Consider the following 15,967-nt stretch of genomic DNA (forward strand, 5'->3'; position numbering starts at 1 on the left):
GCTATTTCTCCTCCACGGCGGTTGAAGCCTCGGCCTTGGCCAGAAGGGCCTGGTCGATCTCGACCGGATATTTGGCCTTGAGGGAGGTCAGCAGGTCGCCCAGTATGGCCTCCTCCTGGGACTGCCGCAGCTTGAACTCTATCTCCCGCTGGGACTCCTCGAAGGTCCGCTGTTTGGCCGGGGTCTTCTCGGTGACCTTGATGACGGCGAAATTATTGCGATAGGCAAAGGGGCGGCTGGGCTGGTTGAGGGCCAGGCCGAAGGCCATCCGGGAAAGCTCCGGAAGTTCGGCGTCGTTGCTCTCCACCCACCGCAGGGCTCCGCCGGAGGCCTTGGAGGGATCCACCGAACGCTCCCTGGCCAGCTGGGAGAAATCGGCCCCCTTGGACAGCAGGCTGTAGATCTCCTGGGCCTGGGCCATCTCCGGCACGGCGATGATGTAAACCAGGGCCTTGGCCGGCTGGTAGAACTCCTTTTTATTTTTCTGATAATACTGCTTGGCCTGATCGGGGCCCAGCAGCACCTTGCCGGAGACGTCCTCCCGATAGTAAGCCTCGGCCAGCATATTGTCCCTGGTCCGGCTGAGCTGGTCTTTGACCTTGGGGTTCTGCTCGATGCCCTTGGATTTGGCCCGGGCCAGCAGCAGGTCGCTGACGATCAGCCCCTCCACCTGTTCCTTCAGGCGGTCGGCCTGGTTCAGGTCCAGGGCCCCGCGCATATAGCGGTTCACGTTATCATACAGGGTCTGCACCGTCCAGGAGCCGCCGTTGTAGGTGATGACGGTCTTCTTGAGTTCCTCGGGGGAGGCCTGGGGCAGGGCCGGCAGGGGCTGGCCGGGGGCCTGCTTGGCGGCCAGGGCCTGGATGATATCGCCCTTGATCTTTATATTGGCGCCATCCCGAAGCTTGGTGATGTATTTATTGGCCAGCTCCCTGGGCCGGGTGGAGGAGATCTGCTGTTTGATGCGGTCCTTCATTTCTTCGAAAGGCTGAAGCGGCACCTCCCGCAGGGAATCCAGCCGGATGATGTGGAAGCCGAAGGCGGTCTTTATGGGCTTGCTGGTCTGGCCCGGCTTCATGGAAAAGGCCGCCGCCTGAAATTCCTCGACCATCTTGCCCCAGCCGAACCATCCCAGGTCGCCGCCACGCTGAGCGGAGCCTCGGTCGACCGATTTGCTGCCGGCCAGCTGGGCGAAATCTCCGCCGCCTTTAAGGGCCTGGGCGACCTCTTTGGCCTCCTCTTCGGTCTTCACCAGGATATGGCTGGCCTTGGCTTCCTTGCCCAGCCGTTCATAAAATTTCTTGACATCCGAATCGGAGGGCTGGGCCCTTTTGAGGATCTCGTCCCTGTAAAGCTCCTGCAGCAGGATGTTCTTCTTGAGCTCTTCCAGGTCCTGGACCAGTTTGGGATCCTTGTCCATTCCCCGGGCCACCGCCTCATTGACCATCAATTTCTGGTCCACCATCCGGTTAAGCAGTTCCTGCTTGCCGGCCAAAACAGCGGCCGAATCGCCGGGGATCATAGGCGGCTTGTAGGCATCCTGGAACTCGCCCAGGGTTATTTTGCTGCCGCCGACACTGGCGATGGTCTTATTGCGGCTGCTGCACGAGGTTAGCGCTATGGTCAAGCTTAAGATCAGGGCGGTAGAAAGCCATCGTTTCATTTTTCTTAAACTCCTTAACAATTAGATTGGATTATAAACGGTTATTAAATGCAAAACATCAGTTTATCATAGTTAAGCGCTGTTTGCAATATGAATTTTTAAAATATTACGACTCCGTGACGGCCGCAGAAATCTATTGAGAAACCGGGGCCGATTCTGTTATAATAAAAGCCCGTCAACTGTTAAACTTAATAAATGAGGTGACCTTTGCGCTGGAGTAAAGCTTTCATACCCACCATCAAGGAGGACCAGGCCGAGGCCGAGATGCAGAGCCATCAGCTGATGCTGAGATCCGGAATGATCCGCCAACTGACCGCCGGGGTCTACGAATATCTGCCCCTGGGGTGGCGGGTGTTCCTGAAGGTGATGCAGATAGTCCGGGAGGAGATGAACCGGGCCGGGGCCCAGGAGCTTTTTCTGCCGGCCCTGGCGCCGGCCGAGATCTGGCAGGAGAGCGGGCGGTGGGAGGATTTCGGGGACGAGATGTTCCGGGTCAAGGACCGTAAAAAAAGGGACTATGCCCTGTGCCCCACCCACGAGGAGATCATCACCGACCTGGCCCGGGCCAAGCTTCGTTCCTACCGGGACCTGCCCCAGAACTGGTACCAGATGCAGGTCAAGTTCCGCGACGAGCCCCGGCCCCGCTCCGGGGTGCTCCGGGTGCGGCACTTCATAATGAAGGACGCCTACAGCATGGACCGGGACCAGGCCGGGCTGGACATCTCCTACCAGGCCATGTACGACGCCTACCACCGTATATTCTCCCGCTGCGGCATCAAATTCTTCGTGGTGGGGGCCTCCTCGGGGCTGATGGGGGGCAGCGGCTCCCAGGAGTTCATGGTGGCCTCGCCCTCCGGCGAGGATTCCTGCGCGGTCTGCCCGGCCTGCGGATACGCCGCCAACCTGGAAGTGGCCCAATCCCAGGTCGCCAGCCCGGCCTATCCCGCTGCGGCACTGGCCGAGGTGCCCACCCCGGAGAAGCGGACAGTGGAGGAGGTCTGCGGGTTCCTGAAAATTCCCGCCTCGCAGCTGGTCAAGAGCCTGCTATATATGGCGGACGGCCAGCCAGTGTTCGCCCTGGTCCGGGGCGACGATGAATTGAACGAGTCCAAGCTCCAGACGGCCCTGGGGTCTGGCAACTTCCGTCCGGCCACCCCGGAGGAGGTGCTTAAAACAACCCAGGCCAATGTGGGTTTCATCTCCCCGGTGGGGATCGACGGCATAAAAGTGCTGGCCGACCTGGCTCTGCAGGGCGCCCAGGGCATGGTCTCCGGCGCCAATAAGGACCACCATCACCTGAGCGGCATCGACCTGGCCCGCGACGTCAAGGTGGAGAGATATGCCGATCTCCGGATGGTCAGGGCCGAGGAGCCCTGCATAAAATGCGGCCAGCCGCTGATCGTCACCCAGGCCATCGAGCTGGGGCACGTCTTCAAGCTGGGCACCAAGTATTCCCAGGCATTAAAGGCCAATTTCGTGGACGAGGACGGCAGCGAAAAACCGCTGGTGATGGGCTCCTACGGCATCGGGATCGAGCGGGTGGCGGCCTGCATCATCGAGCAGAGCCACGACCAGTCGGGCATCATCTGGCCGCTGGCGGTGGCGCCCTATCAGGTGATCATCAGCCAGCTGGGCGGGCCGGGCACCGAATCGGCCAAGGTTTCGGAATCCCTGTATAATGAACTGCAGGACGCCCGGTTCGAGGTCCTGCTGGACGACCGCGAGGAGCGGCCGGGCTTCAAGTTCAAGGACGCCGACCTGACCGGAATTCCCATCCGCATCAACGTGGGCGAGAAGAGCCTGCGGGAGGGGCTGGTGGAGATCAAACAGCGCCGGGACGGGCAGGTGTTCAAAGTGCGCCCCGAGGAGGTGCGCCGCAAGATCCAGGAGCTGACCTCGGTGGAGATGTGGCCGCTGAAGCAGCAGTAGGTGTTCATTTAATTTATTCATATTCACCAATTTTTTTTGGTAAGTTGGATATTCCGACAGAGGGCGCTATAAAACATATTAGAAAAGGCTGGGACTATGCCCCGGCCTTTTTTCTTTCCTGCCGGGGTAATTGCATTTCCCGGCAACGCTGTGGTAATATATGTCCATGGAGTTTTCACCCCATCTCATCGAAGCAATAAAAAAGGCCCGGAGCTGTCTGGTCCTGACCGGGGCCGGGGTCTCGGCCGAGAGCGGCCTGCAGACCTTCCGGGGCATGCAGGGTTTATGGGATGATTTCGATCCCATGAAACTGGCCACCCCGGAGGCCTTCGCCTGCGAGCCGAAAAAGGTCTGGGAATGGTACCAGTGGCGCCGGGAGAAACTGCCGCTGGTCCAGCCCAACCCTGCTCATAAGGCCATCGCGGAGATGGAAAGATATTTCGACGATTTTCTGCTGGTCACCCAGAACATAGACGGCCTGCATCAACGGGCCGGCAGCACCAAGATGGTGGAGCTGCACGGAAATCTCAACCGCAACAAGTGCTCCCGCTGCGGCCTGATGATAGAGACCCTGCCGGCCTCCGACGAGATCCCGCCCCGCTGTCAGTGCGGCGGGCGCATTCGTCCGGACGTGGTCTGGTTCGGCGAGATGCTGCCGGAGGCGGTCCTCAGGCAAGCCTGGCGGGCGGCCGAGAATGCCGACCTGTTCCTTTCGATGGGCACCTCCTCGGTGGTCCAGCCGGCGGCCTCCCTGGGACTGGTGGCCAAAAATAACGGGGCGGTCTTGATCGAGGTGAACCTGGAGAAAACTGAACTGAGCGGCATTTTCGACCAGGTCTTTTTGGGGAAGGGCGGCCAGGTAATGCCTTCGATCCTGGAGGAGATCATAAAGGCCAAGGCCGGCGGGAACTGAATGATTGGCAATGGTTTTGCAACGCTCAAGGGCTGGCTGTCGGCCTAAGTATTGTATTGACAGGGCCGGCTTTTTGTAATAATATGAAGATAAGATTTTCAGGGCCCGGGTCCATCACTGATGACGGGGGTGGCCGATATGAATCGGAAAGTCTTGAAAAATTCTTGGAGCAGCGGCAGGCATCAGCGCCTGATCTTTACGATGTCCGGCCTGATGCTTTTTATGTTTGCTGGATGCGCCACCACCTCTTTTTGGCAAAAATGGGATCAAACGGAACAGAAAAGATATTTCGGCCTTACTTTCATCGAGGGCGATTCCATCCCGGCCAGGTACCGCAGCATCCCGGATCAGGAATCGCGGGACGCTTGGTATAAGCTGTATTGGGCGGTAAAAGATCCGGAGGGATGGTTGCTGCCCCAGCACCAGGCCAGGCTGGACAAGGCCTGGAACGAATACGGCGGCAAAATGTTCTTTCGGGATGACCGCAGCCGCATCCTGGTAAGGTACGGCCCGCCGGAAAGCCAGGCCGGCAACCAGCCCTTCAGGCATGCCCTGGGCTCGGAGCGGCTGGCCGGAGGGGAATACATAAAGGAAAGAACCTGGATGATCTGGGAATATCCCTCCCAGGGCCGCTATTACGATTTTCTGCTGAACCACAGCCGCTTTGAACTTATTGCCGCCACCTTCAGCGACAAGATGCATCCGGTGGCCTATTTTTCGGCCGACTCTGGCGGAAGGCGAACCGGGACATCCCCCAGGGCGGAGAGACCGCTGGATTGCGGTCATGGCCGGTTCAGGTCGGCCGACGGCAGCAAGGTCCGCTGGGAGATATATTGGCGGATCCCGGCGGCAGAGTACAAACAGCATGGTCAGGATAAAAGATATTCAGGTATATTCCAGCTGTATGGCAATGACAAATTGATCTCCAGCGACACGGTGGATTATGCCATTAAATATACCGGGGAGGAGCTGCTGCTGCCCCGGGCCTACGGCCAGAGAAATTTAGATCTGATACCAGGGCGGTACAAAATGAAAATAGAGTTGATCCCCCAGCCCGGCGACACGGTTTATACCGGCGAGATGGAGGCCGAGCTGGTGGGATACCGTTCCGGGGTCCGGGAGGCCAGCGATGTCGAGATGGCTGTTCTGCAGGACAGCAGCTATGTCTCCTCCGATTTCCGCAAAGGGAAATTCCGCAGAATAATGCCGGCGGTCTCGGAAAAAATTAACCGGGGCCAGCCCTTCTACGTTTATTACGAGATTTACAGCCTGAGCATCAATTCATCAGGCGAACATCAGGCGGCCGTGGGACACGGGATATTTTTAAGCGATACCACCGGGGTGCTTAAAGAATGCATCGTCGATACCAGGGACCTGTTCTACCAGGATAAAGGTGATCAGTTGGATGCCTGCCACAAGGTGCATCCCATGGGCCTGGAGCCGGGAGAATACATACTGGTGATCGACGTCAAGGACCTGATCTCGGGAAGGATCAGCAAGATAACCCATCCCTTCCAGATAACTGGCGCTCCCGGTGACCGGATCATGGCGGATAAAAAAAATACCACCCTGCCGGTGTATGCCCCTCCCAAATCTCCGCTGAGGTATTGATAAGATGAAATATCGCAGCCCCTTATATTTCATGGCCTTTGCCTTGGCATTGATGGGCGGATGCGCCACTCTGAATTATCAAAAAGTACCCAAACCGGAGCGTAAAAGATATTTTGAGCTGGCGGCCGTCTCCTCCCAAAAAGCGGCCGATGAATATGCCGCCCTGGCCGATTCAACCGACCGGGAGATGTTCTGGCGGAAATTCTGGAAGGAGAAGGACCCCACCCCCACCACCCAGGGCAATGAAAGATACGACGAACATTTGCGCCGGGTGGCCTACGCCGACACCTTCTTCCCCCAGCTCATCACCTTTTGGGACGACCGGGGGAGGACATATATCAGATACGGCGAGCCGGACTACCGGGAAGTGAATCCCATGGGGGATGCCTTGTACGGCCATGATCCCTTTGATGTTAGCATTGATGCAGACATTGAAAAAGGATCGCGCCGAAAGATTTCCGGCACCTACGGCTGGGAGAAGTGGACCTATAGCCAGCTGGCCCAGACCTTCTCCTTTCTCCAAAGGGACGTGGGATATTTTTTGGTCAGGGACCTGGATGCCGCCAAAAGCGGTATCGCTGCGGCCACCATAATGTCTATGCAGGCCATTGATGCCCCGATGCCGACCCTGTCCGATACCATGGCCTCCGATTTATACCGGCATGACTACGGACAGCCGCTGAATTTTCCCTTCGACCTAGCCAGGTTCGCCGCCCGGGGAAAAGCCGAGGTGTGGATAAGCTACAGCATCCCCCTGGGGAAGATAGATTATGATACGGCAGACGGCCGGGGTCTCTTGAACAGAAGCATCGTGATATTTGATGAAAAGATGGCGGAGGTCGGCTGGGAAGAAAGCGTGCTTGCCCCCCAAGGGCCGGGAGGCGCAGTAAAAGGGGACGAGCTCCAGGCAGTGGATCTGGTCAAATTCAGCCTAAACCCGGGCGGGTACACCATGGCCATCAGTTTGATGGACCTTAATTCCGGGAAGACCGGGATATACAAATATAAGTTCTCGGTGATCGATTATAAAACCGGGGCCGAGGAGACCAGCGATCTGCTGCTGTGCAGCGATATCCGGCAGGACAGCAGCCAAGGGAGATTCAGCAAAGGGGGATACCGGCTGATACCCCAGCCCGGGAAGTCCTTTAAAAAGGACCGGGATATATATTTCTATTGCGAGTTATATAATATAAAATACTCTCCGGCCGAACCCCGGATGTTGCGGGTCAGACACCTGATATTTCCCAAAAAGGGAAACAAGGTCATGGCATCCCAGCCGGTATTGATCCGGGCCGGCAGCGAAACGCTGGCGCTGACCAGCGGCATAGCAACCGGGGACCTGCCGGCAGGGGATTATATCCTGGTGGTCGAGATCTGGGATCAAGATAACGGAAAAGTAAAAAATGTGGCGACCTCCTTCCGGATCCATAAGTAATGATTGGACGAAATCCCTTCTTGACAAGGATGTTGCCATAGTTGTATATTAATACCGGTAAACCGATAACTATAACAATCAGCTACAGGAGCGAACATGGCCAGGAGCAAGAATAAACAGAAAAAGAAAAGTCTGGATTTCAAGAGAAAACGAACCCGCCGTATCCAGAGGAAAAAAGCCATCACGGCGGTAGCCGGCGGAATCAACAAGGCGTCAGCCAAAAAGTAAATCCGGCCGGCGCCGTCAGCAGCCCCATAAAATACAGCGGCTGGCTTCGATAAGCCGGCCGCCGGAATTTCCAACGTTTTTTAGGAGACAGGACATGGCCATTGCCGAGATCACCCTCGTGCCGGTGGGCACCGGGAGTCCCAGCGTTTCCAGTTTTGTGGTGGACACCATCAAGCTGGCAAAAAGCACCGGGCTGAAGCTGGAGATAACCTCCATGGGCACCAATATCGAGGGCCCGCTGGAAGATATTCTGGCCGTGGCCCAGGCCATGCATCAGCGCTGCCTTTCCACCGGGGCCGAACGGGTGTTCACCTCCATCAAGATCGACGACCGCAGGGACAAGCCGGTCACCATCGAAGGAAAGCGGGCCCGGGTGGTGGAGGGGCTCAAGAAAAAATAATTCCCGACGCAGCTGTTTCACTTAGGGTAATGAAAATGGAACATATCTATCTTGATCACAACGCCACCACGCCGGTGCGGCCCGAGGTCCTGCAGGCCATGCTTCCCTTTTACGGCCCCGAGTACGGGAACCCCTCCAGCATCCATTGGCTGGGCCGCGAGGCCCGCCAGTCCATCGAGAAATCCCGGGAACAGGTGGCGGCGGCCCTGGCCTGCGATCCCTCGGAGGTGGTCTTCACCGGCTCCGGGACCGAGTCCGACAACCAGGCCATCAAGGGGGCGGTCTTTGCCAACCGGGACCGGGGCGACCACATCATCACCACCAGGATCGAGCATCATGCGGTGCTCCACAGCTTTGAGTACCTGCAAAAACATTTCAACATCCGGACCACCTTTCTGGGGGTGGACCGATACGGCCTGGTGGATCCCGAAGAACTGCGACGGACGATAAACCAGAAGACCATACTGGTCTCGGTGATGCAGGCCAACAACGAGGTCGGCACCATCCAGCCCCTGCCGGAGCTGGCCGATATCTGCCGGGAGAACAAGGCGTTGTTTCACAGCGATGCCGTCCAGGCCTTCGGCAAACTGGAGACGGATGTGAAAACCCTGGGGGTGGATCTGCTGTCGGTATCGGCCCACAAAATATACGGCCCCAAGGGGACCGGGGCGCTGTATGTCAAAAAGGGAACCCGCCTGCATCCCCTGATCCACGGGGGCGGGCACGAGAGGAACCGCCGGGCCGGCACCGAGAACGCCGCCGGGATCGTAGGGCTGGGGGCGGCCTCCGAGCTGGCGGCCGGCGAAAGGCTGGCCCAATGGGACCGCCTGACCGCCCTGCGGGAAAGATTGTGGCGGGGCATCGAGCGGAACATCCCCCATGTCCGGCGGAACGGGCATCCGGAAAAATCGCTGCCCGGCACCCTGAATGTCTCATTCGAATACGTCGAGGGGGAGGGCATCCTGCTGTCGCTGGACATGAAGGGGATCGCGGCCTCCTCCGGCTCGGCCTGCACCTCCGGCAGCCTGGAGCCGTCCCATGTGCTGGCGGCCATGGGCGTGCCCACCGAGATCGCCCAGGGGTCATTGCGTTTTTCCCTGGGAAGGGACAACACCGAACAACAGATGGATTACGCCGTGGAGGTGCTGGCCCAGGCGGTGGCCCGCTTGCGGGAGATGTCGCCCATCGCCCCCCGGGCATCCTGCGGCATCGAGGGCAAATCCAGCTGAGCTGTTTGACCCAAAGATTTTTAACAGGCCATCATCAATATCAGATGAGGTAAGTTATGAAATCCCGCAAGAACAATTTCACCAAGGAGGTCATTTCATCCCTGGGCCAGGACAACGGAGAGACCGCGGAAATATTGAAACAGGTGGAGGCGGTGCGCCGGGAGAAGGCCGACAGCCTGTACAGCGATCTGATATTCACCCTGGTCCACCTTCACTTCAGCGAGAACCAGGCCAAACAGCACTGGGAGAAGGTGCTGCAGCACAAGCAGGAGATGAGCCGGAAGCTGGGCCGCAATGTGGGGGTCAGGGTGGCCCTGCTGGATTATTTCATCAACCTCCAGCAGCAGATCCAGAATCCCAAGATCATCGAGATTGACCTGTTCGAGAAGACCCTGCTGTCGGCGGTGACCGACGGCCTGACCGGGCTCTACAATCACCGTTTTTTCCAGGACCGTCTGGACGAGGAGGTGGAGAGGGCCCGGCGCTACGGGATGTCCTTCTCCCTGCTGATGATCGATGTGGACGATTTCAAGATCTACAACGACACCAACGGGCATATCGCCGGAGATGTGCTGCTGGTTGAGATCTCCAAGATCCTGCTGCGGGCGGTGCGCAAGGTGGATGCCACCTCCCGCTACGGGGGCGAAGAATTCACCATCATCCTGCCCTCCACCAAAAAGAAGGGGGCCCTGACCATCGCCGGGCGGATCTGCCAGAAGATAGCCGCTGGACGTTTTCCCAATCAGAAGGTGATGCCGGGCGGCAAAATCACGGTCAGCGCTGGGGTGGCCTCGTTCCCCGATGACGGGGCCAGCAAGATCGAGCTGCTGGATTGCGCCGACAAACTGTTGTATAGGGCCAAGGCCATGGGAAAGAACCAGGCTTTTGGGATCTGCGTGGAGGAGTGAAGTTGATAAAAAGGCCGGCGAACATCGATAATTATGTCATAGAATGGCGCAGACATTTCCATAAAAATCCCGAGCTCTCCTTCGGAGAATTTCAAACCTCCCGGGCGGTGGCGGCCGAATTGAAAAAGCTGGGAATGGCCGTCAAAACCAGGGTGGGCGGCACCGGGGTGGTGGGCCTGCTGCGGGGCGGCCGCAAAGGGAGGACCCTGGCATTGAGGGCCGACATGGACGCCCTGCCGGTCAAGGAGGAGAACAAAACATCCTATATTTCTAAAAATCCCGGGGTAATGCATGCCTGCGGGCACGACGGACACATGGCCATGCTGCTGGGTGCGGCAAAAATGTTGTCCTCCCAAAGAAACCAGATCAGGGGCCAGGTGAAATTCCTTTTCCAGCCGGGGGAGGAAACGCCCCCCGGCGGCGCCCTGGGAATGATTAGGGACGGGGCCATGGAGGGTCCAAAAGTGGATGCCGTCTTCGCCCTGCATCTTGATTCATCCCTTCCCACAGGTAAGGTGGGGCTCTGCAGGGGGCCGATGATGGCGGCCTCTGACAACTTCGAGATAACCATCGCCGGAAAGGGCGGCCATGCCGCCCGGCCCCATGACTGCCTGGACCCGGTGACCGCTGCGGCCCAGATAATCATGGGCCTGCAGACCATAGTCAGCCGAAAGGTCGATCCGGTACATCCGGCGGTGGTGACCGTGGGTAAGATCCGGGCCGGCAGCAAGCACAATATAATCCCCCAGGAAGCCATCTTGATCGGCACCGCCCGCACCATCGATCCCTATTCCACCAAAATGATGCCCCTCTGGATCAGACAGTTGGCCGAAGGGATCGCCCGGGCCAACGGCCTGAAAGCCAGGGTTGGTTATGAGAGGGGCTATCCGGTGCTGTTCAACGATCCGGACATGGTCGATTTCTGTGAAAAGGCGATAGCTTCGCGGTACGGCAAAAAGGCGCCGGTCCGCATCACCCAGCCCATGATGGGCGGCGAGGACATGGCTTATTTTTTACAAAAGGTGCCGGGGGCCTTTTTGAGGCTGGGCAGCCGCCAAGGCCGGGAGACCGCCTTCCCCTGGCACCACCCCAAATTCAGCATCGACGAAAAAAGCCTTTCCCTGGGGGCCGGGATCCTGACGGAAATAGCATTAAATTTTCTATCCCAATAGCGAGGAGCAATCAGATGTCAGGCAGAATCAATAATCTTTATTTCTGGGTAACGGTAGGTTATCTTTTTTTATCCTGCGCCAAGCCGGTGGAGATCATAATTCCGGATGATCCGGTATATCCCACAGCGGGTACCGCCACCGTAGATAACAAGGCTGTGGCAAATTACACCGGGAGCGGATTTCTCTTTTCAACCGCCCAGGTGATATTCTATCCCAACACCAGCGAGGTCTTTCCGGACATTTCGGCAAGAGTATCTGCGGCCCCCGCATATATGCCGCAATTTTGGTCGATAGACGGCAGTTCGGCCTTCAAATTGCTGGATAGTTCTCCGGACTCATCAACCGCCTTTGCCTTTTTCGACTCTTTGGCGGCCATTGGGGATACCTCGGGGTTTGGCTCCCCGATATCCGGCCTGGCGGCATACCGGACCGTTGCGGTCAGGGCACACCAGAACAAATATGCCAAGATCCTGATCACCAAAATAACGGTCGACAGCAGCAACAGCATTATCGAGACGACCTTCAAATGGGTCTACCAGCCCGACGGCAGCCTGATCTTCCCGTCACCCTGAATGATGCAATTGATAGGCCTATGAATCACCCTTCAAGAACAACCATCCTGCTGCTGGCCTGGGCCTTGATCTGGTCCGGTGCAGCGGCCTTCCGGGCGGAATGGCGCCAGTACCGGAGCTTCGGCGGCGCTACCTTCGAGGGCGACATCAGGACCATCATCTCCGATACCCGCTTTGTCTACGCCTTTTCCTCCGTCTCCGGGGCCAGATACGACAAGCTGTTCGACCAGTGGGATTTTTCGTTCATCGGGCATCTGCCGCCCGGCAGCTACCAGTTTGCGGCCTTGGACCATTACTTCAACGACCTCTATTTTGTCTATGCCGACAAAATGATCCCCTACCGCCTGATATCCGACATGCAGAACCCCGCCATCTATCTTCCCGAAGCCATCATCCGGGTGGCCTTCGACGGCCGGGGCATCTGGGTCCAGACCTCCGGAGGGTATTACCTGTGCGACCGCTGGTCCGGAAAGTGCAATAAGAATGCGTCCGTCCCCCAGCAGCTGGAATGGTTCGGCCGGGTTGATGCTGAATCGCTCAGAAGCAACAGCCGGCTGTATTTTTTGGCCCAGCCGATCTGGGACAGCTGGGCCGGCCGGCACTATCTGACCGCCTATGCCACGGAGTTTGCCGGCAACTATGCCTGGGCGGCCTATTCCGGATTGGGGCTGTGGAAGTATGACCTGATAACCAAGGAAAAGACCCAGTTGACCAGCGGGTTTTTGGCCAGCACCGGGGTTGCCGGACTGTACGCCAGCGGCGGCACCGTGGGCATGACCGGTCCGGGCGGGGTGACGCTGGTGGACGCCGGACGCGACCACTGGCAGCAGCTGAACAAGCTGTTCAACCTGGACCTGACTGGCTACAGCCTGAACTGTCTAGCCTTTGACGATAAGAAAATATTCATCGGGACCGACCGGGGGATTATTGTCCTCAAGAGGGGGGACGATTTCGCCTCCACCCTGACCCGTTATGACGGGCTGCCCGACGATGCGGTCACGGCCCTGCTGCTGCAATCCGACACCCTTTGGATCGGCACCAGGTATGGCCCGGCGGTCTACCTGATTAAAGCCGGGAGAAAGGCCGAAAGTTGGGAGGGGCAGGAGGACAGGACAATTCACCAGATGGCCGCCGATCAGAGATTCCTTTACCTGGCCACCAGCCGGGGGGGCCTGATGTTGGACCGGACGGACAGCCTTAAGATATTCCGTTACGATGCCAGCTCCCCGCCGGAGCTGGATGAAGAAATCCTGGGGGTGGCCGTCGACGGGGCTTGGGTCTGGTGGCTGGCCCCGGACCTGCTGATGCGTTATGACCGGAAAAACTTCGTCTGGGAAAAATATCCCCGGGCGGGCAATTATAACGCCGGCCGGGCACTATGCCTGGCGGTGGATGACAGGAACCTTTGGATCGGCACCGATGCCGGGTTGGTGCGACTCAATAAAGATAAAAACCTGTGGACGGTGTACCGCAAGGAGGATGGATTGCTGAATGATTATGTGACCAGTCTGGCCTCGGTGGACGGAGCATTGTGGATCGGGGGAGAGACCGGCCTGACAAAATTTTTCTGGAAATAATCCGCCGGACAAAATAATAAAATGCCTTGGGTCATCAAGAGGCGACGAAACAACGCGGTGCAATATTCAGGCTGCTTAGGGCCGGGCCCAAACCAGCCGGGATTGAAAACAGAATCTTTTGTCTGGTAGGAGATTTACTTTAAAGTGTGACATTTAATAAAATATGTGCCATAATGTCGCAAATTTATTAAATCTATAAATAACAATACCTTAACATATCTAATCCTTTCGACAATAAGAGCCAGTGAGACATAATGTCTCATTGGCTTTTGTGTTTTAATATAAAGGCAACATATATAAATTATAACATATTGTGATGCATCGTCTTGATTAAATAGAAAAAGAATTGCTTCTTGGCATGAATATTGGAAACCTTAATAAATGACAGTCATTTTAAAGTCATTCAAGAAACAGCTAATTTGAAAGCAGATGAAACTCAGTCTCCGGTGGTTCCCACGGGAATCGTTCCAGATGTTTGATCACTTAGCGGTACCAAAGGCCCATCCAGCTTCCATGACAAAGGTGGCATAAAATGGAGCAGAATATTTATCCCGTGATATTTGTCCCCGGGATCATGGAGACGGAGTTGTCCGGCCCCTGCCCGTTGGACCACCGGGCGGCCTGCCATCCGACCTTCGACAAGATGACGGCCGATCTTGATACCGTGAAGCTGGACGACCATGGCGATTACCACCGCCCGCCGAACCGGCGGATATGCCGGAATGAGGTGTTCTCTTTGGTTTACGGCGAGATGATTGCCGCGCTGCGGGAGAGCCTGCCGCTGGATCAGGAAGAATGCGCCAGGGTCTATGTCTTTCCCTACGACTGGAGGCGCTCCATCAGCCATAACGCCGCCCGGCTGGCGGATTTCGTGGAGCGGATCATCCGCAGCAGCCAGGCCCATCCCCCGTACCGCCGGCGGGGGATCAAGCCGGACAAGGTGAATATCGTCGGCCACAGCGTGGGGGGATGTCTGGCCAAGCATTACGCCACGGCGCTGTTGGGCGAGGGCCGGGTAAATCGGATGGTGATGCTGGCTTCCCCGCTACGGGGCTCATTGTGCGCCTTGAAGCACCTGATAACGGGCGAAACCTGGTTCTTCGACTGGTTGAACGGCAAAAGTCAGCGGCGCTATGCCCGGACCCTTCCCGGGATATACCATCTGCTGCCCTATGACGGCTTTGCCAATCCAGAGGAGAAGCTGATGTGGCCCAGCCCGGCGGCAGAGAGAAGGGGCCAGCCGGTCAATATCTTCGATCCCTCCGGCTGGCAGGACAATGTGGCCGCCCAGGTCGGGCCGGAGGTGTTGGCCAGCCACCTGGACAATGCCTACAATTACTACCGCAACGCCCGGGATTTCTCCCCGGAGTTCCGAAAGAACGTCCTGATGGTTTACGGCAAGGGGGAGCGGACCCTGCGTGAGGTCAATATCGGCAGCCGCCAGCCGGTGGAGTACAACTTTCCCCGGGAGGATGGTTGCGGCGCCATCGGCGACGGCACGGTGCCGGCGGTCAGCACCTACAGCCAGGGCATCTACCAAGCCTGTGTCACCAAGAAAAAGATGGGTGACTGGGAGCTGGACCTGGGTCGGGTGGCCGGTTTCCATGCCTCTTTCTGCGCCTACGACCTGGTCCAGGACCTGGTGATATCCTTCCTGACCGGAAGGGTTATCAGGACGGTGCGGAGGGAATTCAAGCTGACCGAGATAGAACAACTGCCCAAGTTCACTCCGGACCAGGTGGACAAGCTGGACCGGGAGCCCATCTGCCGGTTCTGATACCGGATGGCGGGCTGTCCCTGTGCCGGCAGAGGAGTTAAGCGCTGCATCCTGCCCGTGCTGGGGGCCATTCCCCCCAATCGGGCGGACTCCGCAGTCGGGGCTGGTCGAGCCTGATGATCGACCGGAGAACCCGGTTGATAAAAACCAACATATAAACGAAAGGAAAAAGCATGAACGGCAATCCCGAAGAGGAAAAAACCAAGGACGCCCCGGCGGCGGCCAGGATCGTCAAGGGACCGGGGCTTTTTGAGACCACCCGGGGGAATGCCTCCGAGGCCTATCTCATCCTGCGCAGCAAGGGCAAGACCGTCCCATATGCCTGGGTGAAGTCAGCGCAGGAATCCAGAAAAAAAAGGCAGGACGAGCTGGGGATCAAACTGAAAGAGAAAAGCCTGGACGCCTTCCCCATATTGCGGCAATGGGAGAGTGCGCTGGAGAAGGAACGGTTTTATTACGGGCTTCGGGCCCTGTTCGATCTGGAGCAGAACGGGGAGACCAAGCTGTAGACAGGCAACAGGGGACAGGGATCAGGACGGCAAGCATCAATGAA

At 57.7% G+C, this 15,967-nt stretch carries 13 protein-coding genes; 12 read left to right on the forward strand and 1 reads right to left on the reverse strand.

The genetic code is table 11. The annotated features are described in order from the left end of the window. Position 1: 1 nt before the first annotated feature. Positions 2-1,663, reverse strand: a complete 1,662-nt coding sequence (locus tag A2273_04640) for a hypothetical protein (GenBank protein ID OGF07757.1) — start codon at positions 1,661-1,663, stop codon at positions 2-4. Between the two features lie 207 nt (positions 1,664-1,870). On the opposite strand from A2273_04640, the gene A2273_04645 reads away from it, so the two are divergent. The 12 genes from A2273_04645 to A2273_04700 all read left to right on the forward strand — a co-directional run bounded on the left by A2273_04645 (position 1,871) and on the right by A2273_04700 (position 15,923). After that, positions 1,871-3,592, forward strand: a complete 1,722-nt coding sequence (locus A2273_04645; protein ID OGF07758.1) for a proline--tRNA ligase — start codon at positions 1,871-1,873, stop codon at positions 3,590-3,592. Between the two features lie 160 nt (positions 3,593-3,752). Beyond that, positions 3,753-4,505 (forward strand): hypothetical protein, encoded by a 753-nt coding sequence (locus tag A2273_04650; protein OGF07759.1) that lies wholly within the window; start codon positions 3,753-3,755, stop codon positions 4,503-4,505. Positions 4,506-4,625: 120 nt separating this feature from the next. Beyond that, positions 4,626-6,116, forward strand: coding sequence for a hypothetical protein (locus A2273_04655; GenBank protein OGF07760.1), 1,491 nt, complete (start codon positions 4,626-4,628; stop codon positions 6,114-6,116). Between the two features lie 4 nt (positions 6,117-6,120). Further along, positions 6,121-7,551: a hypothetical protein gene (locus A2273_04660; protein ID OGF07761.1), complete on the forward strand. Its 1,431-nt coding sequence runs from the start codon at positions 6,121-6,123 to the stop codon at positions 7,549-7,551. A gap of 322 nt (positions 7,552-7,873) precedes the next feature. Further along, positions 7,874-8,179: a hypothetical protein gene (locus A2273_04665; protein OGF07762.1), complete on the forward strand. Its 306-nt coding sequence runs from the start codon at positions 7,874-7,876 to the stop codon at positions 8,177-8,179. A gap of 29 nt (positions 8,180-8,208) precedes the next feature. Then, entirely contained in the window at positions 8,209-9,408 is a 1,200-nt protein-coding gene (locus A2273_04670) for a cysteine desulfurase NifS (protein OGF07763.1), read from the forward strand. 56 nt (positions 9,409-9,464) lie between these two features. Then, complete coding sequence (locus tag A2273_04675; GenBank protein ID OGF07764.1) at positions 9,465-10,316, forward strand: hypothetical protein; 852 nt, start codon at positions 9,465-9,467, stop codon at positions 10,314-10,316. A 2-nt stretch (positions 10,317-10,318) separates the two neighbouring features. Further along, positions 10,319-11,488 (forward strand): hypothetical protein, encoded by a 1,170-nt coding sequence (locus tag A2273_04680; protein OGF07765.1) that lies wholly within the window; start codon positions 10,319-10,321, stop codon positions 11,486-11,488. Positions 11,489-11,502: 14 nt separating this feature from the next. Continuing rightward, the gene (locus A2273_04685) at positions 11,503-12,060 is read left to right on the forward strand and encodes a hypothetical protein (protein ID OGF07766.1); all 558 of its coding nucleotides are present in this window, start codon (positions 11,503-11,505) and stop codon (positions 12,058-12,060) included. A 20-nt stretch (positions 12,061-12,080) separates the two neighbouring features. Next, complete coding sequence (locus A2273_04690; GenBank protein OGF07767.1) at positions 12,081-13,637, forward strand: hypothetical protein; 1,557 nt, start codon at positions 12,081-12,083, stop codon at positions 13,635-13,637. Between the two features lie 532 nt (positions 13,638-14,169). Next, complete coding sequence (locus A2273_04695; GenBank protein OGF07768.1) at positions 14,170-15,414, forward strand: hypothetical protein; 1,245 nt, start codon at positions 14,170-14,172, stop codon at positions 15,412-15,414. A 173-nt stretch (positions 15,415-15,587) separates the two neighbouring features. After that, positions 15,588-15,923: a hypothetical protein gene (locus A2273_04700; GenBank protein ID OGF07769.1), complete on the forward strand. Its 336-nt coding sequence runs from the start codon at positions 15,588-15,590 to the stop codon at positions 15,921-15,923. Positions 15,924-15,967: the final 44 nt, after the last annotated feature.

Source organism: Candidatus Edwardsbacteria bacterium RifOxyA12_full_54_48 (genome assembly GCA_001777915.1).
Lineage (GTDB): Bacteria > Edwardsbacteria > AC1 > AC1 > EtOH8 > UBA2226.